A 24,568-nucleotide genomic window follows, 5' to 3' on the forward strand; every position below is an offset into this window, starting at 1 on the left:
AAAGCCAGGGAACATGCGAAAGCAAATGTACATCACATCGTTCCTTCCTGGCTTTTACCGGAAATTATCTTCAGCCGGGAACTTCCCGCAGCCTCAAGCTAGACAACCTCACATGATAATCTAATACACTTCTCACCATGACAGGTAAAAAAGCATTTTACCACATTTTGGATATTAATCCTAAGTGTATTTTGTTATGTGCAAAATCACATTCAAAGGGGGTAAAGGGCTTGGCAACACCACACGGACGTTTATTGAAACGCAATTACTTCTTCGCTTGCCTCATTCTGATCATCGGCTTCGGCGGACTGCTCGGCTATGATCTTTATTTCAAGCCTTATGTGCTGTCACAGACTGTTGTCAAAATTAAAGTGGATAGCGGAGGGTTTCTGCCGAAGAATCATGAGCTTAAGGCGGAGAATCTCTATCTGGATTCCGTGCAGACCAAAGATATTCCGGCCGGGGTCATCACAAGCCTGGATCAGGTGGAACGGAAGATTACGAATGTCAATCTGACAGATGGAAGCATCCTGACCGAATCGCTGGTGGATGTAAGCGAGCTGGAGCCGCAGCAGGATGAAGGGATTTTCCCCGTTCCCAAGGATGCTATCTATGCCATTAACGGTTCTCTCCGCAGCAGGGATAAGGTGGATATCTATCTGGTAGAAGGTGAACCGGCCGCTAAAGAGCGGAGGGGAAGCAGCCCGGTGGCAGCAGCACCTGCATCAGTAACTACTCCCGGAGGGAGTATGGCCTCAGACGCTTCTTCCCTGCTGGAAGCAGAGGTTCCGCCCGAGGTACCGGCCCGCAAGGTATTCTTAAGCGGAGTGACGGTGAACTATGTGCGTACTGAAGACAACAATGATGTCCTCGACTCGGAGAATGGCAACAACAATAACCGCTTTACTTCGACCGGGAAGGTGGCAGCACCTGAGCTGAAGCTGAAGAAGAGTGACGGTGAGCTGCTGGGTGCTTATCTCGAACAGGGCAAGAAGCTATGGATTGTAAGGGTAGAGTAGCGCGGAGCAGAAGCAGAAGGGAGGAAGGATGAGCTTGAGAATATTCAGTCTGGGAATTGATCAGCTGACAATCAATGAAATTAAGCTTGCAGGATTTACGGTCATTGCACAAAGTGTGCTGCCGGGGCCTGAACATACCGGAGGGCATCTCTTGATGGTCACAAGCGAGCAGGTGCCGGTGGCGGATTTAAGTGAGCTGAGAGGGAGGTACCCGGACTCTTCTATTTTGTATATGTATTTGCAAAAAGGAGTGAGGGGTTATCAGGCCATACATATGCACTGTGAGGGTCTGGGCATCTTCTTCATGCCCCCGCGTTCAACCTCGGCGGCTATCATAGATAAGCTGCGCTACATCATGGAGGATGAGCTTAAAGACAGCGGTAATCTGGTCGGATTCTTCGGCTCTGGACCGGGTATTGGCTGTACAAGTGTCGCCAAGCTGTTCGCCAGAAGAATCGCAGCTTCAGGTCTGCGGGTGATATTGCTTGGTCTTGATCTGTACGATCCGGGCCATGACCGGAAGACAGCGGTTAGTCTGGACAGGCTGCGGCCGCGGATTACCGGCAAAATGCTGCATGCTGAGGATTTTGACGGATTGGTGAAGCAGGAAGGTTATGCTTATCTGCCTGGCAACTTCGATTATCTTAGCGCGCAGGATTACCAGGAAGAGGAGATCGAATATCTGCTGGCCAGCGCCATTGAGAGTGCTGATGTGGTTATAGCGGATTTCGGATCGATTCCCGAGAGCGCCGCCTGGTATGTGGGTATGCAGAAATCCGTACTGCGCATGATGGTGACGCATCCACGCCATGAATACAGGCTGCAGCCCCTTATGGAGCTGGCCGGGCATATGGACCTGCACCCGCAGGACTTCCAGTGGATTATTAACCGCAGCAATGTGGAGGAGCTGACATCAGCGAAGAATCTGGCCCTGCATTTCGGCTGCGAACTGCTGCTGGAGCTTCCGCATTATCCATCTTTCCCGGAGAGTCTGCCGCTCGGCAAAAAGGAGCTTCAGCAAGCGGACGACAAGGTCCATGCTTTGCTTGTATCGCTGGGCCTTGCCCGCGAAGTCCGCAAGAAGGGGATATTTCAATGACACAGGTTTTCTCACTGAAGCAGAGCGTGCTGCGTACCAGCACACCAGGCAAAGAGGACTTTTACGGATTCCTGCAAAAAATGAAAAATGAAATGAACGCCGGGCTGGAACGTGAAGATGACAGCTATTTTGAACTGAATGCCAAGGCGCTGATTGGTGATCCGCAGGCGGTCAGCTTTTTCATGAACGAGATTGAGAAATATCTGCGGCGGACCCCGTTTACCGGCAAAGTGCCGGAGGCTTACCGTACAGCGGCAGAAGCGCTGTTTCATGAATGGAAGGGCTTTGGCCCCGCCTACCGCTGGTTTACAGACCGTGCCTATAGTGAATCAACCGGACTGCAGATGATCGGACGTCAGATTTTCTACAACCATCAAGGGAGGTTTGTCGCTTATCCGTACGAGATGCCCTCGCTGGACCGGGTGGAGCAGCTTAAGCGTTCTCTGCTGAAAAGTGATCCGAACAAGAAGCTGAACAAGGATAACCCTTCGGTGGAATTCAAAATGGATGATCCCCTCTGGCCGGGCCGGTTCATTCGTCTAGCCATCTGGGTCTCGCCGCGGGTCTGGGAGGGCTTCACCACCATCTCGTTGCGGCGTCAGGTTGTTGAATTCCTGGATCTTGACGATCAGGCCGGTACGGAATGTATTCCTGCAGAAGCGATTGATCTGATCCGCGCCCTTACAGGCACGTTCCGCAATACAATTATCGCGGGGGCGGTAGGCTCAGGCAAAACCACTTTTGCCAATACGATTGTCGGTGAGCAGCTGCTGGGCTCCTCTTCCTGCATGGGAGTAGTCATGATTGAGAAGCATCCCGAGTCGATTCTGCCGTATCAGATTAAAGGCCACCGGATCATCCCGATCCAGGCATCCAATGAAGAATTAATGGAGGTCGGAGTGGAGTCCCTGCGGCATGACCCGAACATTCTCTACATGACGGAAATGCGCTATAACGAATGGGAATTCTATCTGTGGAGCGGAGAGAAGGGCTATGACGGCATTACAGGAACCTTTCATACTGTAGATTCAGAGGATATTCCGTATCAGGGGGCATTTGCCGTATCTACACGGATTGGCGGCAGCCTGAAGGGGCATTTAATCTCAGCGCTGAAATCCTGTGAGCTGGTATTTATTCTGGAGAGTGTCCCGGACGGGAAGAAGCGGCTGACGCGGATTTCCGAGGTCTTTTATGAAGAAGCCAGCAACTCGGTATTCGCCAGTGATCTCATGCGCTGGGAACCGGAGCAATCGGCCTGGAGCTATAATGACAAGCTGACACCGGGGCTGATGCTGAAGATGAACAAGAAGAATGCCAGAGCTGCACGGATGCTGCTGCAGGAGCTTGGACATCTTGCTGCGCAGAAGCCGATGGCTAACCCGCTGAAGGAAAGTCTGAAATCCAAAATTGTTTTGAACGAATGAGAGGAAGCGGAGCCTGTGGAACTGCTGTTATATATCATCCAGTTTATCCTTCACTTACTCGTTGTAGGCGGACTCTGGCTGCTGGTGAAGCCACTTGCCCATCGCGGGCTGAAGCAGTGGGGGCAGAAGCTGGAATTCCGGATGGACCTGAGAAGGAGCCTGTTCGGCAAGAAAGTCAGTACGGTGAAGAGGAGAAATTGGCTGTACCGTCATCTGGATGATCTGCTGTATTTTGCCCATAAGAGATATGAGCCGGGCCTCAGTGTTCTGCGCTTTACCGCCCGTTCAGGAATGCTGTTCCTGGGGGTGTTTCTATCCAGTTTGCTGACACTGAGGGAGCTGCCGGGGCAGATGAGCTTCAGCAATCCTTTTCTTGAGGGAATGGTCCTGAATGACGGCGCACCTGTCCAGAATGCCTGGCGGCTTCCGCTGTTCCTGGCAGTCCTCTCGGCATGTATTCCTTATCTGCGGATGAGATATGCCCATGCCCAGAGAAAGGTACGGGGGAGCTACGACCTGCTCGATGTGATCAAAATCGCCACCAAATTCACTCATTTATCAGCAGATTCTATTTTGTCGAAGACCAGTGAATTGCTGCCCGGGGATAACGTGCTGAAGACTCCTCTGAAGCTGCTTGGGGCAGCGTTCGCCAATTACAGCAATGAACGGGAGCTGAATGAGGAAACAGGGCGTTTCGCCCGGGCGATTGGGACGACGTTTGCCGTAGAATTCGTCTCCGATCTGCTCTACTGCGAGAAGGAGGGGACACGTTATCTCAAAAGCTCACTCATGACGCTCAACCGCTCAATGGAGCTGCAACGGGAGACCATTATGACGGTGAAGGCAAGCAGCAGGGATGCGATTAGCCTGGGGCTGTACGGAAATCTGATTGTGCTGGTATCTTCTGTTGGAACGTTTATGTACATGCTCAAGCCGGATGTCTATTTCAAATTACAGTTTGAAACGACGGTTGGACTTACCTTTATGATGGTGATCATTGCGGGATTATTCATCTCGTTCATGATCAGTACCATCCTCGCCAGACCCAAGCTGGACTACCACTAAGGTGATGAATAATGGATAGATTACTACTATTAATAGCTGTAACAGGTATTGTGTATCTTGCCCTATTGGTCTTTGTCAGCAGCAGCAGCCGTCAGGAACGGTATGTGCTCCGTCTGGGCATGCAGTGGAAGGCCTTCGGGGAACGGGTGCAAAATGAGCGTCTCCAGCAATTGCTGAATCAGAGCGGGCTGTCCATCTCAGCGGCCAAAATCACTCTGTTCCGTTATTCGGCGGCTGTGATGTATCTGGTTATCCAGGCAGCGGGAGACTTCGTACGTTCCGAGCCGATGTCTGTGTATGATCCGCTTATTGCCTTACTGATTCTGCTGATTACCAGTCCGAAGCGGGCTCTGCCGCTTGGCTGGCTGCTGATCTGGCTGCATCAGAAGACACTGATTCAAAAAGACGGGGAACTGATCTCCTTCATCCGTCTCTATGAGAATAATCGGCTGCGCAAGCGGGGATATGTGGAATTTGGAGCCTTCTGCGCCGGAACGGCCAACCATTTCAATTACATCCGCCAGGATCTTTACGAGCTCTCGGAAAGGGCGGTGGATGAGGGAACGGAGCGGGCGATTGAATGGTTTTGCGGCAAATTCCCCGAGAACCATACGTTTATCAACGATATCCGCTCTATTCTGCTGGCGACGGAGGGTATGGATGATGACCATGAAGCGGCGAATTATTTACGGGAGCAGGGCAAAATCATCACCAAAATCTCCAGCGATCAATATTTGAAGAAGTGGTCCTTTATCGGAGATATTTCCACTATCATCAATGTCATTCCGTCTATCGCTACCTTCCTGATGATTGTCTCACTGGCCATGCAGTACATTATGCTGATCAAAGGAAATTTTAACGGCGTAGGTATGTTTCAGTGAGCAGATTTGGCCATTGGCAGCAAGAAAGTGCTACAAGTGAAATTTTTGTTATATTCAAGCAGCATTTTACAATATAAAATCATAAGGGAGATATTAACAATGAAAAAAGACGCTATTTCTACCGGTTTATTTATCGCTATCGGATTCCTGTGTGTGGCTATCGTAATCGCTATATTGATTCCTGTGGTGCGGGACGTAATTGACAAAGCCGACGACAACCGGCCTGATATTCCCAAGGTTAGTCTGGTTCAACCGGCAGATTCCGGGGAAACTGCCGTAGCTTACACGCTCGTTCATCCCTTGGTTTAACTGAGATGAAGAAGGACTCGATTTCCGTCGCGCTGTTCCTGGCTATTGGCTTTGTGATTGCAGGTATTTTTATTGCCGGGGCTACAAGCATTATCGGCGGCAGCCAGGATGATATTATTACCCATGTCAAAGCTGTCGAGCAGTATTAAAAGGAGGCGCTGCGCTTGAAGGCAACCGTCCTCCGGGCATTGTTCATGTGGCTGGTGCTGTTCATAATCCTGCAGCCGATTTTTACGTATATTGATTATCTGCTCGATCTGCAGGTCAAGGCCAACACATCTTATATCACGCAAAAGGCAGCGACAGAAGGGATGGTCACGGCCTCTATGAAGGCTGAGGTCATCTCTAATCTGAAGGCCGTCGGATTTCCGGAGAGCTCGATTCAAATTACCAGCGGAACAGAAGTGATCCTAGAGCGCAAACAGCGGATTGATGTGTATGTGACAGCACCGCGGGTGAACTTGTTCCCCTATAATTTCTCCGGCGTATCCCAGCCCACACAGTATTACGGACATGGCTCAATCATGAGTGAATATCTCGATTAATTAAGGGATGAAGCTAACCAATGGATTATATTATTAAGCTGGCATTTGTCCTCCTGATCTTTATTTATTCCTGGTTCTTTCAGATTCAGAATCAGGAATGGGATACTATGCGAAGTATGCTTAAGGACGCCAACAACATGGCTGTCCATGACGCATCACAGGAATTGAACGAAGCAGCGAGAGCACAAGGCCGGCTGGTCATTGACCCCGCTGAGGCGTATGCCACCTTCCGCCAAACCCTGCAGAGCAATCTGGGACTGGACGACGGCTTATCCCCCCTGGCGGGGAGCCGGCTTCAGGCTCAAGTGAAGATCGTCAAGTTCGACATTGTGGATGAAGCAACCGGAGCCACTTTTCCGCTGCTCTATGAAGACCGTACTTACGGCATCACCAAATACATACAAGGCCCTTCGGTCATAGCGGTTATTCAAACCGAGCATCCGGTTCTCATCTCCAGAAACAAGGTCCAAGAGGCCATCACGGTCCCGGCGGTGCAGGAGTATAGGATGAATCGCTGAACTAAGCGGCACAAACTACTAAAGGAGAGATACAAATGAAAAAGATAATGATGAAATCTATTTTAGCAACTACACTGTTGGCCGGTACAATTTTAGGTCAAGCGGGTTCTGCACATGCAGCAACTGCAAAACCGACGGCAGCCCCAGTAATGACTGATAATTTAGCGAAATATGGCTTGAAGAAAAGTATTGAATTACCCGTAACTATGTCTGACAAAAATTTTAGCTACACGCTTCATAAGATTATGATCTACGATTTTAATTCTAAAGAAGCAAAAACACTTAGAGATAAGTACGGGTATCAAAACTTTGGGAGAGTCCTTGTTAAGCCTAAATATTTCATGTGGACGAAAATCACTATTGCCAACACTTCTAATAAGAATTTATATGGGGGTGGTGGAGATTTGGGGATGGCAATTAGACTTCACTTTGATGATTCTAGATCTATCGTCGATATTATCGGACCTATGAAACATATGGAAAAAACGAACAATAAGGATGCCATGTGGACCTATGATCTAGACCCAGGAGAGAAACTCACCACCTATTTCGCATATGTCTATGAGGGAGAGTTCGACTATTTTTCGATCCAACATTTTGGAAAAGAATTAACTGAAAAGTATGTGGTTAAGGAATGAAGAGATTTGCTTTATTATTTTTGCTTCTTTGTTTAGGTACTTCTCTTATTTCGTCGGGTGTTGCAATGGCAGCAGATACTAAATCATCCTCAATATCAATACCCATTACTACGGGCTTAATCGGATCTAATAATAGCGCTAAAGTCTACTATTTAGATCTGCCTTCAGGAGTTACTAGTCAGTCCATAAAGACAGGAACACTTAAGTATAACGGTTCCAATGAAACCGTTGGAGGAGTTACTGTTGAGAATGGAAAAATTAAAGTTACGCTTAGGGGTACAGCGAATACTAAGGTTATCTCAGGTGTTCAAGGTTATCAGGCTTCTTACAAGCAAGACTTTCAGGCCAATCCAGGAAACTCCATATGGCGATATTCGGATGGACAAAGATGGCAAATTAATGAATACGATGAAAATACAAATGGTATGAAAACCAAGGATCGAGGAGGAGAGGATGGGCAGGTTCCTTCTGCAAATCCTCCGCATGTCGTAGTATCTGCTGGCCCCCCCATGGATACAAATTATTTGAAATGGTACAACGGGTCGCAAACAGAAGTTATTGATTCATCAGCCATCATTCAATCGACAATCAAGCCAAATTTTACTACAGGGTCACCCCAGTTGAAGGACAATCCGAAATTTAAAAATGGCAGAGTTATCGTAAATTATTACATTCCCTATTATGGAGACAAAGTTTATTTAGACTTTAAAAATCAACAGGGGGATGCAACCCATCCGCTTGTTGGTCATGCAACAGGGAGAATGTACGAAGTGTATGCGTATTATTATTACACAGCCGATGCCAAAGTAACCACTTACAGCTACGGAGGCCTGGTCACCTTCGACTACTCCCCACCAGACCAGGCCACCCTAAGCGGAACAGCAACGCTGGAGAAGCCAAGCCCGAACCCGATCAAGCTGGAGGGGAGCAAGGTCGATGTGAAAATCAATGTTAAGGGCGAGCTGCTCGGTTACATGGATTCGTCTAACATCGAGGAATGGGTGTTTTATGCCAATGAGAAGAATGGTACAGGCAAGGCCGACATGAAGAAGGATTACAGCAAGCAGCTTACAGCATCCAAGAGCTTTGACTTCTCCATCCCGGGGAGTCGTGTCATCAATGATAATTTCAAGCAGGATTATACCCTGACTGTTGTCATTCGATTCAAAAAGCCGGTCATCACCAAGACTGGAACCATAACCTCCCTAGAGCAGAAAATGGAGGTCTCTGCCGGGGTGTACAAGACGGATAACCCCATCACCTATCCATCCGTACCCAGCAAACCGACCAAGCCAGAGGGCAAACCGCCTATCGCCCGCATCAGTGCTCCCAAGTACATCAAAGCCGGTTCTGACATGATGGTATACGGGGGAAACTCCTCTGATCCAGACGGATATATTACCGACTATGCGTGGGGAACTCCTGGAGCGCAAGGGGGCATAGAGAATACGGCCAGGGGTTATGTGTGGTATACCCGAGATGATGTTGGACAGACGTTCCCCATTACTCTTACCGTTGTCGATAATGATGGCCTGATCGGGAGCACCAGTACGGAAGTAACGGTTATCGAACCGGTTCCATCGGCAAACCTGGAAATTATCGGATCACTCAAGCAGAATCGGAAAACTACATTGATCAACAGCAGCCAGAGTCCAACCCGGTTTCCGATCATTAAGTCCAAGACACAGGTCACGATCAGTGCAGTCAGCGGTGGGACGAATGCAGACATTAAGTACAGCGGCAACTTGGCCGAGCTAGAGAGTAAAGATATTCTTTTTAAAAAGCCAGGAAAGTATAAAGCTACAATTCACGTAGAGAATACGGCCGGGTATGCTTCGGACAAGGAGATTATCTTTGATATCGTCCCCGACGAATCCCCTTTTGCCTACTTTGCAATGCCGATTGGTTCCTATCGGGACCCGGGTAATGGAAACAAAGCGATCATCTCGATTGATGATATGTCATTCTCTTCAGACAAAGATAATATCATTCAACGGATCTGGGAATATCGCTACGATTCTAATAACAACGGAAGTTTCACAGATGAGGGCTGGGTTCAGTTCAGCGACGCCAACCAAACCCGCCTAAATTTGGAGCTGTATCAGGTTGGGAAGTATGAGGTGCGAGTTACCGTTCTTGAAGAGTTCGGACAGCCAACCATTGAGGATTTTGTCACTGATGCAGATCGGCTGCGGACGAACTCTGAGGCGACCCAGAATGTGATTGAGCGAATTGTAGAAGTGAATAACCGCGCGCCTGAAGTAGATTGGGATTTATAAGGGAGGAGGGGAAGCTGGCAATATGAAACATCAAGTTAGAAGGATCATTATCCTTTTTTTAAGTTTAACTTTACTGCTGCCTTTGTTACCGCAACCAGCCCTAGAGGGAGTAGGAATCGGAACGGTTGTGCAGGCAGCAGCAGACGATTTCATATATTACAAGGATATTAACTTTGAAGCTGGACGAGGGGGACATGGCAATCAGGATGATAAGGTTGTCATTGATTTTCCTGCTCTGAAGGTAACCAATCTTAAATTTAATAAAACTACCAAAAGGTTGACCTATGATATTGTTCCAGGCTCTAATTTACATGTCACCTATACAACGGGAAGACCTGATTGGGCCGGATATACTGAGCCAATGCAAATCGAAATGTGTAGTACCGTGTATACCAAAAAAGCATATCAATATGAAATAAACAGACAAGATTATGGCCGTGACGAATTATGGAGCTGTAACGATCCTAGAACACCTGATTATTATGGTCAGTATTACAACTGGTCAGCAGATTGGGGAAATTTACACATCAATGCAGTAGCATCACAAGGATATTATATGCCTGCTGTTCTTGATGTAGATATGTCCAAAATACGGGGTTTAATGGCGAACACATATCCGAATGAATATGCACAAGGATATAACTATTATCAGCCAAATGAATACACTCCAGGTCTAGCGGATGATCCAGAATTGTTCCGGTTTAGAGTGCTGGCTAGGACAAACACCTATTGGTGGTCGCCATACATGACCAGAGTTGCAGAATTAATACCCAATTATGCACCAAGTCTTTCTATCGGGACAGCCAATGGTATTACTTTAGTCAATGCCCCCAACTTAAGCGGGATTAATATTGAGGGGTATGTTAGTGATCCCGATAACGAGGATCTCACCGTAACAGCCGAGATTCCGGATGTTTTTTACAAAAAGACCGTGGTACCTCAAACCAAGATGTCAAAAATATTTAATATTCCACTGGATGTTCTTCAAGACACGATACCACCAGGAACCTACACCATGAACATCACAGCATCGGACCCATCAGGAATGACAGCCCGGGGGACGCTTACGATTAACGTCAGACAACAAATGAGAAATAAATCGTTTGTCTTGATTAATACTCCCGTGGAGGTTAGAACCAAATACTCTGACTCTGAAGGTGACCCGAAGCGGGAAGAAAGATACAGATTTGACCATGATCCGTATTTCTTTGACAATTCAATGGGGATCATTGGTGATTCCGGATTATGGCGAAGTTCACCATATGCGTCCTTCCCGTATAGCGGGGTGTACGTGGCTAACTTCCAGGGAAGAGACAATCCCAAGGGTGATGACCGGTTCGATGTCTACCGCAAATGGAGCCGGAATAACTTGTCCTCCATGACCTTCCATGTTCACCGCAAGCCGATTGCCTTGTTCAGTGCCAGGCTGACGGGCGGATGGTTGCAGATCACTGACAGTTCATATGATTCAGATCATATCACTGCCTCTAACAAGGGGCTGATGGACTGGCAATGGCAATATAAGAAGACAGAGGGGCAAGTCTGGACGGACGGGTATCCTCCAGCCCAACTGCCGACCAATGACCAGTATGATATCCGTCTAAGAGTGAGGGACGTAGATGGCGAGAGTGGGGTTGGTGTCTGGAGCGACTGGTCGCAGCAAACAGTAGGTGCAGCAGGCAACTTGCCGCCGGTGGCGCTGTTTACTGTCGAGCCCAGTATTGTGTCCTATCGTAAGGCCATGGCGATCACTGACAAGTCATTTGACCCGGATAATGATCCGCTTGATGTATACAACTGGACTGTGATCAAGGACGGGTGGCAGCAGGTATGGAGTCATTGGGGCGGTGCGGCGGTGCCGCCGAATATCGCTGCCTTCGGTGTGGGGACGTATCAATTGACCCTTCAGGTCCATGATAACCGGGGGCTTTGGTCACAGCCTTACAGCCAAACAGTACAGGTCATAAATCATCCTCCGGCAGCCGCGTTCAATATGCCCGCTGAGGTGTATCGGGATACATTGATCTCACTGGAGAACCTGACTCCCGATCCGGATGAGGACGGAGATAACCTAATCTATGGCTGGAACGCACGGATCAATAACAGCGGGTATTATTATGCCAGTGGTAACCGATATCCATCTATGACGATCCGTGATTTGATTGCAAGAAATGGGATTTCACAACAGCAGGCCATTTCAGAGGGCTGGGAGATGAGGCTTACGGCATCGGACGGGTCGCTGAGCTCGAATGCTACGCGACTGTTCACTGTCAAGAATCATATTCCAACCGCAGAGATTAACGGACCTTCGGTGGTATACCAGTATGACAGTAAGACTTATTACGGGATTGATGCGGATGAGGATTACTCTGATGCTGGCAGCCTGCAATACTACTGGAAGGTGACTTACAGCGACGGGGCTACCCGGATGTACAATACCCGCAATATCAATGTAGTGTTCCAGGACAAAGGGATATACACACTGGAGCACTGGGTAGTAGATCAAGTTGGGGGCAAATCGAATATCGCTGCGTTAAAAGTCAATGTGAATCCAAACCTGCCGCCGTCCATTATACTCAGCACTCCTGCGGGAACCCTGTCTAATCCTTCAATTATTGACGCAGAGCTTCAAGGAGATCCGCTGATTGAATGGCTATACTCTGACCCTGAGAATGACCCGCAAGAGAAATACCGGTTGGAGTTCTTCGCCAAAGACGGTTTGCTGGTCAACACGATTGAGGATTCAGACCCTTCGGGCGGGGTGCGGCAGCATCAGGTGGCGAATCCCACCTTTGAACGGTTCGCTCTGTTCAGCTTATACGCCCGGGCCTATTCCAAGGGTTCCTGGTCTGAAATCTCCAACGAAAAAGCCTTTATCATCGACAACCCGCCGAAGCCAGGATTCACCTTAATGACGGATACAGGACAAGATGCGGCCAAGCAGCCGATTTACCGGACGGATCTCCTTACCATCAAAAGCACGGCCACGGATGAGGATATCCCGAAAGGCGACAGCATACGGTATCAATATTTCCTGAAGCCGGCAAGCGGAGTAGAGGGGCTGTCGAACACGCAAAGTGATTTCACCAAGCAGTTTACTACCAACGGGACCTTTGCGTTACGGCAAGTGGTTACAGATTCTTTGGGCCTATACCGGGAACGGATTCAAAATATTACAGTGGTGAACCGGCTCCCTGTAGTCAACGTCACCTACCCGACGAGTACAGTATCCACGAATCCTACCATTGTAAGTACGTTAACTCCAATATTGAAGTGGGATTATCAGGATGACGACGGGGATGTGCAGCAGCGTTTTAAGGTACGGGTCATCGACTTGTCCAATGGGCGCATACAGGTCCAATCCGGTGAACAACTATCGGAAGCACATCAGTGGCAGGTGCCAGCCGGCGCACTTGTAGAGAATGTGAGATATGGAGTGGAAGTAGAAGCCTATGACGGCTTTGAATGGAGTAAGGTATCTCCGAAGAAATTTATGATGGTTAACCTGCTTAGCATTAAGGGGGCTGTCCAGCATACAGAGGAGTGGAATAACAACCGTCAGGCGTACAATCTGAAGCAAAGCGGTTCACCTGAAAGTCCGCGGGGATATAGCGTGTATTGGGCGGGCGAGAAGTTTGTGCTCCAGGGAAAGGCAACCGGATTGCCGGATACGGTGCAGGTTACGATGACTGGCGGGTACACAGCAGAACTGAGTCCAACCGGGAGTGACAAGACCCTGTGGACAGGTGAACTGGCAGACCCGTCTTTTGAACAGCTGCCGGATGGCCTAGTTACGTTCACTTTTACGGCTACCAATGAATACCACACCAAGGTGGATCGGGTTACGGTAACGATACTCGGAGATTGGACCGAATATTATCAGAGCCACCGTGTAAAATAACGGAGTACTCCACCTCTGTGAGCCAGTGGCTTAATCTATAATTCTCATCACACGCAAGCGGGCGGAGGGTGATCGTTCAGACGATCCCCTCGGCCCGTTCTTCATTAAGCCGCATTCTTCTTGCAGCATATTCTGCCGGAACAGAGGACGGGGTATTATGTAGACTGGAATTAAGGTGGGCCATACGATTGGTACGGTGCATATAATAGGAGAGTTTGCCGCTGAATATCTTGTGGGCGCACAGGGATGACGCGAAATCCTCCGGAGTGACGAAGCAGGAGGGCTTGGCTACCGGATGAACGGCTGTTTCTTCAAATACAGAGGCTACGAACTGGGAGCAGAAAAAAGCATTCTCCCGGTCAATCCGGATGTTCAGCAGCACGCCGACCAGGCCAAGCAGGTGATACTTATAACGTTCCTGATTCTGCATCATCCCCTGCACATGGTTGTACATGGTGTCATACTCTTCCGTAGTGACTCTGAGCTGATAGATGGCACAGTCTGCGCTGCTGTAGAACGGATGAACGAAATCCTCATGGATAAGGCCGGCGATAAACGGATTGTATACCTTTTTTCTGCCGAAGCTGTAGACCTCGCGCAGTTCACTGTCAAAGGCAATCGAAGCATGATTCAGCTCTGCTTTGGTGAACCATTTTATAAGTCCGCTGAAGGCTGTGCCTGTTCCGGTCAGCACAATATAAATATCTCTGTTTGCAGTCATCTTCAGTATTCCTTTCTGCTGGAAATTATGGATAATCCGGTTAAAAATCTTGCTGAGGTACTTCCATCTTACTGTATAAATCCGCTTTGTAAAACAAACTTTAGTCTTAGATAGAAACTAGACTTAAGGCTAAGTCCCGGGCATAGGAGTGCATAGACCCGGCCGAAGCCGCAAATTATAAGCTGCAGCAAAAACAATTGGAAATGCTTCCACTTACGTGATACAATAATAGTCAAAATGACATTCTTGATTTGAGGAGGATTATTTTAATGACTGAACAAGCAAAAGATCAAGCCATTCATAAAGCAGAAAACTCAACGGTGGACAACCTGGCCATCACAACGATCCGTACACTCGCCATTGATGCCATTGAAAAAGCAAATTCAGGACATCCGGGTATGCCGATGGGTTCGGCACCGATGGGATACCAATTGTTCGCTAAGACGATGAATCATAACCCGGACCATCCGACTTGGATTAACCGTGACCGTTTCGTATTGTCCGCCGGACATGGCTCCATGCTCCTGTACAGCTTGCTGCACCTCAGCGGCTATGATCTGCCAATGGAAGAATTGAAGCAGTTCCGCCAATGGGGCAGCTTGACACCGGGACATCCGGAATTCGGCCACACTGCCGGTGTAGATGCAACAACCGGTCCGCTTGGACAAGGTATCGGTATGGCTGTAGGTATGGCAATGGCTGAAGCGCAGCTGGGTGCCACTTACAATAAAGATGAACATAACGTGATTGACCATTATACGTACGCCATTTGCGGCGACGGCGACTTGATGGAAGGAATCTCCTCCGAATCTGCATCGCTTGCCGGCCACTTGAAGCTGGGCAAACTGATTGTAATGTACGATTCCAATGATATCTCCCTCGACGGCAAGCTGAACCTTGCGTTCTCCGAGAATGTTGCCAAGCGTTTCGAAGCTTACGGCTGGCAGGTTCTGCGTGTAGAAGACGGCAATGATCTTCCTGCACTGGGTAAGGCTCTTGCCGAAGCTCAAGCAGACAGCAGCAAACCGACATTGATCGAAGTGAAGACAGTAATCGGCTACGGCAGCCCGAACAAACAAGGTAAAGGCGGCCATGGCGGTACTCACGGCTCCCCGCTGGGGGCTGATGAAGCGAAGCTTACGAAGGAATTCTACAAATGGGTCTATGAAGAAGATTTCTATGTACCGGATGAGGTCCGCGCCAGCTTCGCTGAAGTGAAAGCTAAAGGCATTGCAGCTAACCAGGCATGGGATGAGAAATTTGCAGCCTACAAAAAAGCCTACCCTGAGCTTGCTGCACAGCTCGAAACAGCACTGAACGGTGAGCTTCCTGCAGGCTGGGATGCGAATCTGCCATTCTACCAAGCAGCAGACAAAGCGGTATCCACCCGTGTGGCGTCCGGTAATGCGCTGAACGGCTTGACTGCCGGTATCCCGCAGCTGGTAGGAGGTTCTGCTGACCTGGAGAGCTCGACTATGACGCATCTGAACGGTCTGTCGCAGTTCACTTCCGAATCCTATGACGGCCGCAATATTTATTTCGGCGTACGTGAATTCGGTATGGCTGCAGCCATGAACGGGATTGCACTGCACAGCGGTCTGAAAGTATTCGGCGGTACGTTCTTCGTATTTACGGATTATCTGCGTCCGGCAGTCCGTCTGGCTTCCATCATGAAGCTTCCGGTTACTTACGTGCTTACCCATGACAGTATCGCAGTGGGTGAAGATGGTCCTACCCATGAGCCGATTGAACAGCTGGCGTCCCTGCGTATCATTCCAGGCCTTACGGTAATTCGTCCGGCGGACGGCAACGAAACCTCGGCTGCCTGGGCTTATGCTATGGAGAACACCTCGAATCCGGTAGCCTTGGTACTGACCCGTCAGAACCTGCCGATTCTGCCAGGTACTGTAGACGGTGTGCGCGATAACATCAAACGCGGCGGTTATGTTGTCTCTGACTCCAAGAACGGTACTCCGCAGGCGCAGATCATCGCTACAGGCTCTGAAGTACAGCTGGCGGTTAAGGCGCAGGCTGCTCTTGCCGAAGAAGGCATTGATGTTCGTGTAATCAGCTTGCCAAGCTGGGATCTGTTCGAGAAACAGGATAAGGTATACCGTGATTCCGTCATCCTGCCTGAAGTGAAAGCCCGTCTGGCGATTGAAATGGCGCAGACCTTCGGCTGGGAACGTTATACAGGTGATCAGGGCGACATTCTGGGTATCACCACCTTCGGCGCTTCTGCCCCTGGCGATACAGTAATCAGAGAGTATGGCTTCACCGTAGAAAATGTAGTCAGCCGCGTAAAAGCACTGCTATAATAGACGGATCTAAGGACAAAGGGGAGAATAAGCATATGAGTCAGTTTACGGGCGCGACAATTCAAAAAGCAGCTAATATCTATTACGACGGTAAAGTTACCAGCCGTACAGTTACTCTGGAGAACGGTACTAAGGTGACACTCGGCATTATGCTGCCTGGAGTATACGAATTCAGCACAGATGGCCCGGAGACCATGGAGATCCTCTCCGGTAATCTGAAAGTGCTGCTTCCCGGCACTGAGGTGTGGAAGGACATTAACGGAGCGGAAACGTTCCATGTTCCCGGTAACTCCAAATTTGCGCTGGAAGTATTCGCATTAACTGATTATTGCTGTTCTTACCCGATTGTGTAGTATGAAGCAGTAGCAAAAAAGCACCCTGGGAGATTATGTCCCGGGGTGCTTTTTTTTAGGTGATAATCAGGCTCCTTCTGAATCCGCCAATAGCGGGCCGGTAATCCGCTCATACTGCAATGAATAGACGCAGCCTGTGATCCGGCTGCGTCTGAAGTATTACTGGAAGTCTCTTATTCCTGCTCCCCTGTACCGCCGATCTTCCGTCCGATCCAGTCTTCGTAGGATTTGACCACGGCGGACAGGTCCTCGTCGCCGTAGCCGTGATTGAAGCCCGCCTGGAACATGCTTTTGGCTACGCCAAGCATAGGGGAAGGAACGCCGGTGGAATCGCTGAGCGAGGACGCCAGCTTGAGATCCTTCAGCATCAGGGCAAGGGAGAACTGGTTACTGAAGTCATTGTCGATAATCTTCTGTCCCTTGAGTTCGGCCTGCTTGCTGCCGGCAGACCCGTTCTTCACCAGTTCCAGGAACTTGTCTGCGGGAACGCCGGACTTCACGGCGATGGAGAAGCCCTCGGCAAGCGCCACGTTGTGAATGCCGACCATGGCATTGTGGGCCAGCTTGGCTACAGCTCCGCTGCCGTTAGCGCCCATATGCAGCAGCAGACGGCCCATGGAGTCGAAGAGATCCCGGTGCTTCTCAATCACTTCGGCATGTCCGCCGACCATGAAGACCAGAGTGCCGTCGATAGCTGCCGGCTTGCTGCCGGTTACAGGGGCATCAAGGAAGCTGCCGCCCCGCTCCTCTACGGCAGAGGCAATCTCCTTGGCCAGACCGGGGGAGATGGTACTGGAATCAATGACGGTTGTTCCCGGCTGAAGGGCAGCCAGAATACCGCTGTCGCCGTAGAAGACTTCACGGATCGAATCGTCATTGCTGATCATGGTAATAATAACATCTTTGCCCGCAGCCGCGGCCTGCGGCGTAGGGGCGGTCTTCGCGCCTTCCTGTTCCAGGGGTCTGCATTTCTCAACGGTGCGGTTGTAGACCGTAACCTCAAAGCCGCTGCGCAGCAGATTGGACGCCATAGGCGCCCCCATCGTTCCGAGTCCAATAAAACCGATTTGCTTCATTTGATTTCCACCTTTGCTCAAGTGAGATCCTATTCTAGAAATTAAGTTTGTCTACATTCTATCAGAAGGACCCAGCAGGTTCCACAGAACAGAATACCTGTTCTGCCTGGCAAACGCTTTCATGAAACTTTCAAAAACATGGTTCCAAAGCCGGGGTTATGCCTTAAGACCTTGCCAGTCAAGGCAAATTAAAGTATCCTAGATTATAATGTTGCAACAAACGGTGTCAAATCTAAAGAGATAAACAGGAGGCTACCATTACCGATGTCCAAGAAGATTAATTTTGACTACACCAAGGCCCTTTCCTTCTTCAGCCAGACCGAGATTGACTATTTCGCCGCTCCGGTGAAACTGGCCCACGAGCAACTGCACAACAAGAGCGGAGCCGGCTCCGATTACCTGGGCTGGATTGATCTCCCTACAGCGTATGACAAGGAAGAGTTCGCCCGCATTCAGCAGGCCGCCAAGAAGATTCAGAGTGATTCCGAAGTACTGATCGTAATCGGTATCGGCGGATCTTACCTGGGAGCCCGCGCAGCGATTGAGGCGCTATCACATTCCTTCTACAATAACCTGTCCAAGGACAAGCGCAAGACTCCGGAAGTATATTTTGCCGGGAACAACATCAGCTCCACCTACATCACGCATCTGCTTGATCTGGTAGAAGGCAAGGACTTCTCCGTGAATGTAATCTCCAAATCCGGTACGACTACTGAGCCGGCGATTGCTTTCCGCATTTTCCGCGCAGCACTGGAGAAGAAATACGGCAAGGAAGAAGCCCGCAAACGTATCTACGCAACTACAGACAAGGAGAAGGGCGCACTCAAGAAGCTGGCTAATGAAGAAGGCTATGAGTCGTTCATTATCCCTGATGATGTCGGCGGACGTTATTCCGTACTGACCCCGGTAGGTCTTCTGCCGATTGCCGTAGCCGGTATTAACATTGAAGAGATGATGCAAGGGGCCGCAGCCGCAGCCGATGAATTCAACAATCCCGATGTGGCTACCAACCAGAGCTATCAATATGCTGCAGTACGTAACGCACTCTACCGCAAAGGCAAAACTACAGAAATTCTCGTGAACTACGAGCCGTCCCTGCACTTTGTCTCCGAATGGTGGAAACAGCTGTACGGCGAAAGCGAAGGCAAGGACTTCAAGGGAATCTATCCGTCCTCGGTGGACTTCTCTACAGACCTGCACTCCATGGGCCAGTTCATTCAGGAGGGTAACCGCAACATCTTTGAGACGGTTATTCAAGTGGAGAAGGTACAGCACCATGTAACGATTGAGAATGATCCGGATGATCTGGATGGATTGAACTTCCTGACTGGCCAGACTATGGACTTCGTGAACAAGAAGGCCTTCCAGGGAACGATGCTGGCGCACACGGACGGCCAAGTGCCGAATCTGATCGTTACCATTCCTGACCAGACCCCTTATACCTTCGGTTATCTGGTGTACTTCTTCGAGAAAGCCTGCGGCATCAGCGGATACCTGCTGGGTGTGAATCCGTTCGACCAGCCGGGTGTTGAAGCCTACAAGAAGAATATGTTCGCACTGCTGGGCAAACCAGGCTACGAGAAAGAAAAAGCAGAACTGGAAGCCAGACTTACAGAATAGTTCTACACATAACCACAGGACCGCAGATTATTCATACGCATATAAGTCATCAGGGAGCAGTCCAGAGGTAACCATTACCGGGGCTGCTCCTAATATATATCAAGTTATCATATGTAGATTAAGGAATGGACAACAATGCTGGAACAATACCGGACGGTGCGTACTCCCGGTTCACGGGAAGTCGTAATCCGTAAATCACGCTTCATTGGACATGTAATGCCAGTGGAGAACGAAGAAGAAGCTGTTCAATTTATCGATCATATCAAGAAGCAGCATTGGAACGCTACACATAACTGCTCTGCTTATATGATTGGTGAGAGGGATGAGATCCAGAGACAGTCGGACGACGGGGAACCGGGCGGAACGGCCGGGAAACCGATTTTGGAAGTAATCCGCAGCCAAAAGGTTAAAAATGTAGCAATTGTAGTTACCCGTTATTTCGGAGGTATTATGCTGGGTGCAGGCGGGCTGATTCGTGCTTATACAGACGGTGCGGTTCTTGCACTGGAAGCCGGAGAGGTAATCACACGTGTGCTGAGGCGGGAGGTGTTCGTAGAGATCGAATACACTTGGCTGGGCAAGGTGGAGAACGCGCTGCGGGGCAGGAACATCCAGACCGGAGAGACTTTATTTACGGATAAAGTTACACTGCTATGCCTTCCGCGCAATGACGAAGGTGACGCATTTATCGCATGGATAATCGATCTTACGGAGGGGCAATCCCTTGTTACAGAAGGGCGGCGGCTTTACTACAGCGAAGGGGAATAGACTATGGCAAGAAGAGCAGTGGAACAGGAGTTGTCGAGAGAAAGAATCTTGGAGGCGGCGAGGCATCTTTTTATAACCAAAGGGTACCGTGCCATTTCGATGCGCAGCATTGGTCAGCACCTGGGGTATAGCCACGGCTCTCTATATTATCATTTCAAAGAAAAAGCTGAACTTTTCTACGCGATCGTGGTCGAGGATTTCAATCATGTAGCCACGTTATTGAATGATGCAATGAGCACTCCTCCTGTAGAGGGAATGACCCGAGTGGAACAGCTGGTTATGGAGTTCATCCGCTTCGGACTGGACCATCCGTATCAGTATGAGATCATGTTCATGATCCGCGACGAAGAACTGCTGGCTTATTGCCGGGCAGAACAGGGCCGATGTTTCGAGTTATTCGCAAGTATTGTCCGCCGTCATATGAAGGAAGAGGGATATGTGTCAGAAGACTGGCAGAATGTGCCGTTGACTCTGTTCCTGTCTGCCCACGGATTTATTTCTTATTATATCCAGGATAAAGTGTTGTTCGAGGATGTGAAGCAAGCTGCTCTTACGCATGTCAAAGTATTAAGCCGCAGTCTGTAAAAGCTGTTTTTTTTAACAGCTCACACTTTAGAGCGTTGCATTGGTATAACATTGATTGGTGAAAGTGTTATAGAAGCTATCAATTGTATAGAGAGCAGCTCCGCAGGAACCGGCGAAGCTGCTCTTCTATAAGTTTTTACAAGGCAATAATAGACTAACCTTCGATGATTTTGAGGTGGCACTGGCGCTGCCTCGGACCATCGAACTCACAGAAATAAATGCCCTGCCAGCGGCCCAGCAGCACAGCCCCTTCATGAATAATGAGCGTCTGTGATGGTCCGGCAGTGATGGATTTCAGGTGGGAGGCCGTATTACCCTCGGCGTGGCGGTATTTGGGATGCTCCCAGGGATAGACCTCATCCAGGCGCATCAGCACATCACGCTTCACATCAGGGTCTGCGTTCTCGTTAATCGCAATCCCTGCAGTGGTGTGCGGGCAATAGACGAAGACCAGCCCGTTAAGCACTCCGCTTTTTTTCACATAAGATTGAACCTCGCGGGTAATGTCCCGCATTTCATCCCGCTTGCTGGTGGTGATCTCCATAGTATGCAGCATTATGAATACGCCCCTCTCTGATTTGAACAACAATGATGATACTTATACTTTAACCCAAAACTTAACAAAGTAATTGACGGCAGCAAGCAGTCTTTGGTAAAGTAGGGATAACTTTAAACCAAGTATATTAATAGGAATAATTACAGCCTTAAAGTCGAGTAAACCGACCGGTTATCCGCCGGAGGTGGGAGGTTGAGCATTGAATTCGTTGATCAGGCACAAGGGCTGGACTTGGGGATTTAGAACAACAGTCGTACTGTATTTCGTCATACTGATCGTGTTGCCGATCCTTGGAGTCTATTACAATTCATTCTCGTCAGGGTTCGGAAGCTTCGCCGAGAGTGTGACCGACCCGATTGCTTGGAAGTCGGTTGTATTAACACTTAAGCTGGCTGTCATTGCTGCACTTACGAATGTACTTCTGGGCACGATGATTGCCTGGGTCCTTATCCGTTATAAGTTCCGGGGCAGAGCGCTGCTGAACAGTCTCGTTGATCTCCCGTTTGCCCTGCCTACTGCAGTTGGAGGACTAATGATTCTGCTGCTGCTGGGTCCCGGAAGCCTGATCGGCGGCCTGGCGGAATCTCTGGGCTTTACGGTGGTTTTTCACCAGCCGGCCATTGTGATTGCTATGGTCTTCGTCACGTTCCCCTTCGTAATCCGGGCGGTACAGCCGCTGCTGGAGGAGCTGGATGCTTCGGAAGAGGAGGCGGCGTATACGATGGGGGCGAGGCCCAGCCGGGTCTTCCTCCAGGTGATTCTTCCGTCTATGGCACCTGGCATGATCGGCGGCGGGATGCTGGCCTTCTCGCGGGCGCTTGCTGAATTCGGTGCGGTTGTACTCGTAGCGGGCAATATCCCGGGGCGTACCCTGGTGTCTTCTGTCTTTATCTTCGGGGAGGTCGAAAGTGACAATCCGGCCGGGGCGGCAGCGGTGTCAATCATTCTGCTGACCCTATCCTTTCTGATTCTCTGGCTGATTAACCTGCTGCAGATGCGGGGGAGAAGATCATGAGAAGACTGTGGATTGGCCTTACTTATCTCGTATTCTTCGTGCTGATCGCTGCCCCGCTTGGCAGAATGACGATGGGCGCCTTCAGCGAAGGCTGGAGCGGCTTCTGGAATGCGCTGACCCGGCCGGAGGCGCTGCATGCGCTGCTGATGACCGGAGGCGTGGTGGCCGTAGTGACACTGCTGAACACTTTGTTTGGCATTATGATGGCCTTGTATCTGGTAAGGGCAGACTGGCTGGGACGGCGTCTGAAAAGCCTCTTGAACAGCATTGTGGATTTGCCTTATGCGGTATCGCCGGTTATCGGCGGCCTGATGATCGTCCTGCTGCTCGGGCCGGACAGTGCGCTTGGTGCATTATTTGAACAAATCGGAGTGAAGATTGTTTATGCTTTTCCGGGAATGGTCATTGCTACGCTGTTCGTGACGTTTCCGCTGATGGTGCGTGAGGTGATGCCGGTGCTGCAAGAGATCGGCTCCCAGCAGGAAGAGGCTGCGTCAACACTTGGCGCCTATGGCTGGACCACCTTCTGGAAGGTGACCTGGCCTTCGATCCGCTGGGCTGTCATCTATGGAGTGATTCTGACCGTGGCCCGCTCGCTTGGTGAATTCGGGGCGGTGCTCGTCGTGTCCGGCAATATTATGAACCGGACGCAGACGGCAACCACGCTGATCTACCAGGATGTCGAGAATTTCAATGTTACGGCTGCGGGTGGTGTAGCGCTGGTGCTGGCCGCATTCTCTGCGGGGCTGCTGCTGTTGATGGAATGGAGCAAGAGAAGAAAGGGAGGGCACTAGTTATGCATGTAGAGGTCCGGGGACTCGATAAGCATTTTGGAGATTTTCATGCCGTGAAGGATGTTCATTTCGGAATTACCAAGGGTCACCTGATCGGGCTGCTCGGCCCAAGCGGCGGCGGCAAAACCTCAATTCTGCGCATGCTGGCAGGCCTTGAGACACCGGACAGCGGGGAGATTATATTCCACGGCAAGACCGTGAACCATCTTCCGCCGCAGGAGCGTGAGATCGGCTTCGTGTTCCAGAATTATGCGCTGTTCAAGCACATGACGGTGTTCGAGAATATCGCCTTCGGGCTGAAGGTCAAGAAAGCCAGCAAATCGGCCATTCGTGACCGTGTCACCGAGCTGGTGGAGCTTACCGGACTGAAGGGCTTCGAGAAGCGGTATCCGCATCAGCTGTCCGGCGGGCAGCGCCAGCGGGTGGCCTTTGCCCGGGCGCTGGCGCCTGAACCGCAGCTGCTGCTGCTGGATGAGCCGTTCGCGGCAATAGATGCGAAGATCCGCCAAGAGCTGCGTTCCTGGCTGCGGGAGCTGATTGAACGTGTTGGCATCACCTCGATCTTCGTCACTCATGACCAGGATGAAGCGATTGAAGTGGCGGATGAGATTATGATCATTAACCAGGGACGGCTGGAGCAGAAGGGAACGCCTTGGGATATCTATAAAGAGCCGAAGACGCCGTTCGTGGCGACCTTCATCGGGGAATCCACGCTGATCGAAAGTGCCTCTGAGCTGAAAGGCTTCCAGGGAGCAGGCGGCGGCAGGCCGACCAAAGCGCTGATCCGTCCCGAGTATATTGAGGTGGGCCATCTGCATGAATTCAAAATGGCTTCGGCCACGGAGCAGGGTACGGTCAAGCATCTGCATTTCCGCGGAAGTGAATGGCTCGTGGAGGTTGAGGTAAAGGGACATAAGCTGGTCACCTACCGCTCTCTGGAGAAAGAAACGCTGACTCCGGGCCAGGAGATATCCGTGCTGGTACACCGCGCTTACCTGTTCAATGAGGAGCGGAGCTGGATTCAGGAGAATGGCCTTAAGAAAGATCCGATGCCTGTATTTATCTAAAAAATAAATGATCTAGG

Annotated in this window: 23 protein-coding genes; 20 read left to right on the forward strand and 3 right to left on the reverse strand. The window is 50.0% G+C overall.

Translation table 11 applies throughout. The annotated features are described in order from the left end of the window. Nucleotides 1-230 precede the first annotated feature (230 nt). The 12 genes from KDC22_RS06075 (at nucleotide 231) to KDC22_RS06130 (ending at nucleotide 13,678) form a co-directional block, all read left to right on the forward strand. Nucleotides 231-1,019, forward strand: coding sequence for a CpaB family protein (locus KDC22_RS06075; protein WP_211722400.1), 789 nt, complete (start codon nucleotides 231-233; stop codon nucleotides 1,017-1,019). 28 nt (nucleotides 1,020-1,047) lie between these two features. Then, nucleotides 1,048-2,118, forward strand: a complete 1,071-nt coding sequence (locus KDC22_RS06080; protein ID WP_211722401.1) for a CpaE/TadZ family protein — start codon at nucleotides 1,048-1,050, stop codon at nucleotides 2,116-2,118. Continuing rightward, entirely contained in the window at nucleotides 2,115-3,542 is a 1,428-nt protein-coding gene (locus KDC22_RS06085) for a P-loop NTPase family protein (protein ID WP_211722402.1), read from the forward strand. The genes KDC22_RS06080 and KDC22_RS06085 overlap by 4 nt, the downstream gene beginning before the upstream one ends. Nucleotides 3,543-3,557: 15 nt before the next feature. Beyond that, complete coding sequence (locus KDC22_RS06090) at nucleotides 3,558-4,607, forward strand: hypothetical protein (protein ID WP_211722403.1); 1,050 nt, start codon at nucleotides 3,558-3,560, stop codon at nucleotides 4,605-4,607. Between the two features lie 11 nt (nucleotides 4,608-4,618). Further along, the gene (locus KDC22_RS06095; RefSeq protein ID WP_211722404.1) at nucleotides 4,619-5,488 is read left to right on the forward strand and encodes a hypothetical protein; all 870 of its coding nucleotides are present in this window, start codon (nucleotides 4,619-4,621) and stop codon (nucleotides 5,486-5,488) included. A gap of 99 nt (nucleotides 5,489-5,587) precedes the next feature. Then, nucleotides 5,588-5,797 carry a hypothetical protein gene (locus KDC22_RS06100; protein WP_211722405.1) on the forward strand — a complete coding sequence of 70 codons (210 nt, stop codon included), beginning with the start codon at nucleotides 5,588-5,590 and terminating at the stop codon, nucleotides 5,795-5,797. A 5-nt stretch (nucleotides 5,798-5,802) separates the two neighbouring features. Further along, nucleotides 5,803-5,946, forward strand: a complete 144-nt coding sequence (locus tag KDC22_RS06105) for a hypothetical protein (RefSeq protein WP_156118554.1) — start codon at nucleotides 5,803-5,805, stop codon at nucleotides 5,944-5,946. A 15-nt stretch (nucleotides 5,947-5,961) separates the two neighbouring features. Further along, nucleotides 5,962-6,342: a hypothetical protein gene (locus KDC22_RS06110; protein WP_211722406.1), complete on the forward strand. Its 381-nt coding sequence runs from the start codon at nucleotides 5,962-5,964 to the stop codon at nucleotides 6,340-6,342. Nucleotides 6,343-6,362: 20 nt separating this feature from the next. Then, complete coding sequence (locus KDC22_RS06115) at nucleotides 6,363-6,860, forward strand: hypothetical protein (protein ID WP_211722407.1); 498 nt, start codon at nucleotides 6,363-6,365, stop codon at nucleotides 6,858-6,860. Between the two features lie 35 nt (nucleotides 6,861-6,895). Next, nucleotides 6,896-7,498, forward strand: coding sequence for a hypothetical protein (locus KDC22_RS06120; RefSeq protein ID WP_211722408.1), 603 nt, complete (start codon nucleotides 6,896-6,898; stop codon nucleotides 7,496-7,498). Next, entirely contained in the window at nucleotides 7,495-9,777 is a 2,283-nt protein-coding gene (locus tag KDC22_RS06125) for a hypothetical protein (protein WP_211722409.1), read from the forward strand. The genes KDC22_RS06120 and KDC22_RS06125 overlap by 4 nt, the downstream gene beginning before the upstream one ends. A 745-nt stretch (nucleotides 9,778-10,522) precedes the next feature. Next, a complete protein-coding gene (locus KDC22_RS06130) occupies nucleotides 10,523-13,678 on the forward strand; it encodes a glycoside hydrolase family 78 protein (protein ID WP_211722410.1) in 3,156 nt (1,051 codons plus the stop codon). 76 nt (nucleotides 13,679-13,754) lie between these two features. Here the strand turns inward: KDC22_RS06130 and KDC22_RS06135 are convergent, their stop codons facing one another. Continuing rightward, the gene (locus KDC22_RS06135; protein ID WP_211722411.1) at nucleotides 13,755-14,399 is read right to left on the reverse strand and encodes a hypothetical protein; all 645 of its coding nucleotides are present in this window, start codon (nucleotides 14,397-14,399) and stop codon (nucleotides 13,755-13,757) included. A gap of 269 nt (nucleotides 14,400-14,668) precedes the next feature. Here KDC22_RS06135 and tkt point away from each other — a divergent pair, with 269 nt between their 5' ends. Together tkt and ppnP are read left to right on the forward strand one after the other, a co-directional pair. Then, entirely contained in the window at nucleotides 14,669-16,717 is a 2,049-nt protein-coding gene (gene tkt / locus KDC22_RS06140; protein WP_211722412.1) for a transketolase, read from the forward strand. A gap of 35 nt (nucleotides 16,718-16,752) precedes the next feature. Then, the gene (gene ppnP, locus KDC22_RS06145) at nucleotides 16,753-17,070 is read left to right on the forward strand and encodes a pyrimidine/purine nucleoside phosphorylase (protein WP_173139820.1); all 318 of its coding nucleotides are present in this window, start codon (nucleotides 16,753-16,755) and stop codon (nucleotides 17,068-17,070) included. A gap of 173 nt (nucleotides 17,071-17,243) precedes the next feature. Here ppnP and KDC22_RS06150 read toward each other — a convergent pair whose 3' ends face one another. Next, nucleotides 17,244-18,146, reverse strand: coding sequence for an NAD(P)-dependent oxidoreductase (locus KDC22_RS06150; protein ID WP_173139819.1), 903 nt, complete (start codon nucleotides 18,144-18,146; stop codon nucleotides 17,244-17,246). A 264-nt stretch (nucleotides 18,147-18,410) separates the two neighbouring features. Between KDC22_RS06150 and KDC22_RS06155 the strand changes: the two genes are divergently transcribed. The 3 genes from KDC22_RS06155 to KDC22_RS06165 all read left to right on the forward strand — a co-directional run bounded on the left by KDC22_RS06155 (nucleotide 18,411) and on the right by KDC22_RS06165 (nucleotide 21,119). Further along, entirely contained in the window at nucleotides 18,411-19,766 is a 1,356-nt protein-coding gene (locus tag KDC22_RS06155) for a glucose-6-phosphate isomerase (RefSeq protein WP_036700477.1), read from the forward strand. 135 nt (nucleotides 19,767-19,901) lie between these two features. Then, on the forward strand, nucleotides 19,902-20,534 hold the full coding sequence (locus KDC22_RS06160) for a YigZ family protein (protein ID WP_211722413.1): 633 nt from the start codon (nucleotides 19,902-19,904) through the stop codon (nucleotides 20,532-20,534). 3 nt (nucleotides 20,535-20,537) lie between these two features. Further along, complete coding sequence (locus tag KDC22_RS06165; protein WP_173139817.1) at nucleotides 20,538-21,119, forward strand: TetR/AcrR family transcriptional regulator; 582 nt, start codon at nucleotides 20,538-20,540, stop codon at nucleotides 21,117-21,119. Nucleotides 21,120-21,273: 154 nt separating this feature from the next. Here the strand turns inward: KDC22_RS06165 and KDC22_RS06170 are convergent, their stop codons facing one another. Then, a complete protein-coding gene (locus KDC22_RS06170; RefSeq protein ID WP_173139816.1) occupies nucleotides 21,274-21,675 on the reverse strand; it encodes a secondary thiamine-phosphate synthase enzyme YjbQ in 402 nt (133 codons plus the stop codon). A gap of 199 nt (nucleotides 21,676-21,874) precedes the next feature. Here KDC22_RS06170 and cysT point away from each other — a divergent pair, with 199 nt between their 5' ends. Genes cysT through KDC22_RS06185 form a run of 3 tightly spaced genes read left to right on the forward strand, consistent with a single transcriptional unit; the run spans nucleotide 21,875 to nucleotide 24,551 of the window. Next, nucleotides 21,875-22,690 carry a sulfate ABC transporter permease subunit CysT gene (gene cysT, locus KDC22_RS06175; RefSeq protein WP_173139815.1) on the forward strand — a complete coding sequence of 272 codons (816 nt, stop codon included), beginning with the start codon at nucleotides 21,875-21,877 and terminating at the stop codon, nucleotides 22,688-22,690. After that, complete coding sequence (locus KDC22_RS06180) at nucleotides 22,687-23,484, forward strand: sulfate ABC transporter permease (RefSeq protein WP_173139814.1); 798 nt, start codon at nucleotides 22,687-22,689, stop codon at nucleotides 23,482-23,484. Before cysT ends, KDC22_RS06180 begins: the two co-directional genes overlap by 4 nt. 2 nt (nucleotides 23,485-23,486) lie before the next feature. Further along, nucleotides 23,487-24,551 carry a sulfate/molybdate ABC transporter ATP-binding protein gene (locus tag KDC22_RS06185; protein ID WP_173139812.1) on the forward strand — a complete coding sequence of 355 codons (1,065 nt, stop codon included), beginning with the start codon at nucleotides 23,487-23,489 and terminating at the stop codon, nucleotides 24,549-24,551. The last annotated feature ends 17 nt before the right edge of the window (nucleotides 24,552-24,568 follow it).

It is taken from the genome of Paenibacillus tritici, assembly GCF_018207515.1.
GTDB lineage: Bacteria > Bacillota > Bacilli > Paenibacillales > Paenibacillaceae > Paenibacillus_AQ > Paenibacillus_AQ tritici.

Coding starts and splice junctions, on each gene's coding strand:
- KDC22_RS06080 (WP_211722401.1), top strand. CDS start 1,048: ATGAGCTTGAGAATATTCAGTCTGGGAATTGATCAGCTGACAATCAAT.
- KDC22_RS06085 (WP_211722402.1), top strand. CDS start 2,115: ATGACACAGGTTTTCTCACTGAAGCAGAGCGTGCTGCGTACCAGCACA.
- KDC22_RS06095 (WP_211722404.1), top strand. CDS start 4,619: ATGGATAGATTACTACTATTAATAGCTGTAACAGGTATTGTGTATCTT.
- KDC22_RS06100 (WP_211722405.1), top strand. CDS start 5,588: ATGAAAAAAGACGCTATTTCTACCGGTTTATTTATCGCTATCGGATTC.
- KDC22_RS06105 (WP_156118554.1), top strand. CDS start 5,803: ATGAAGAAGGACTCGATTTCCGTCGCGCTGTTCCTGGCTATTGGCTTT.
- KDC22_RS06115 (WP_211722407.1), top strand. CDS start 6,363: ATGGATTATATTATTAAGCTGGCATTTGTCCTCCTGATCTTTATTTAT.
- KDC22_RS06120 (WP_211722408.1), top strand. CDS start 6,896: ATGAAAAAGATAATGATGAAATCTATTTTAGCAACTACACTGTTGGCC.
- KDC22_RS06125 (WP_211722409.1), top strand. CDS start 7,495: ATGAAGAGATTTGCTTTATTATTTTTGCTTCTTTGTTTAGGTACTTCT.
- KDC22_RS06130 (WP_211722410.1), top strand. CDS start 10,523: ATGACCAGAGTTGCAGAATTAATACCCAATTATGCACCAAGTCTTTCT.
- KDC22_RS06135 (WP_211722411.1), bottom strand. CDS start 14,399: ATGACTGCAAACAGAGATATTTATATTGTGCTGACCGGAACAGGCACA.
- tkt (WP_211722412.1), top strand. CDS start 14,669: ATGACTGAACAAGCAAAAGATCAAGCCATTCATAAAGCAGAAAACTCA.
- ppnP (WP_173139820.1), top strand. CDS start 16,753: ATGAGTCAGTTTACGGGCGCGACAATTCAAAAAGCAGCTAATATCTAT.
- KDC22_RS06150 (WP_173139819.1), bottom strand. CDS start 18,146: ATGAAGCAAATCGGTTTTATTGGACTCGGAACGATGGGGGCGCCTATG.
- KDC22_RS06155 (WP_036700477.1), top strand. CDS start 18,411: ATGTCCAAGAAGATTAATTTTGACTACACCAAGGCCCTTTCCTTCTTC.
- KDC22_RS06160 (WP_211722413.1), top strand. CDS start 19,902: ATGCTGGAACAATACCGGACGGTGCGTACTCCCGGTTCACGGGAAGTC.
- KDC22_RS06165 (WP_173139817.1), top strand. CDS start 20,538: ATGGCAAGAAGAGCAGTGGAACAGGAGTTGTCGAGAGAAAGAATCTTG.
- KDC22_RS06170 (WP_173139816.1), bottom strand. CDS start 21,675: ATGCTGCATACTATGGAGATCACCACCAGCAAGCGGGATGAAATGCGG.
- KDC22_RS06180 (WP_173139814.1), top strand. CDS start 22,687: ATGAGAAGACTGTGGATTGGCCTTACTTATCTCGTATTCTTCGTGCTG.
- KDC22_RS06185 (WP_173139812.1), top strand. CDS start 23,487: ATGCATGTAGAGGTCCGGGGACTCGATAAGCATTTTGGAGATTTTCAT.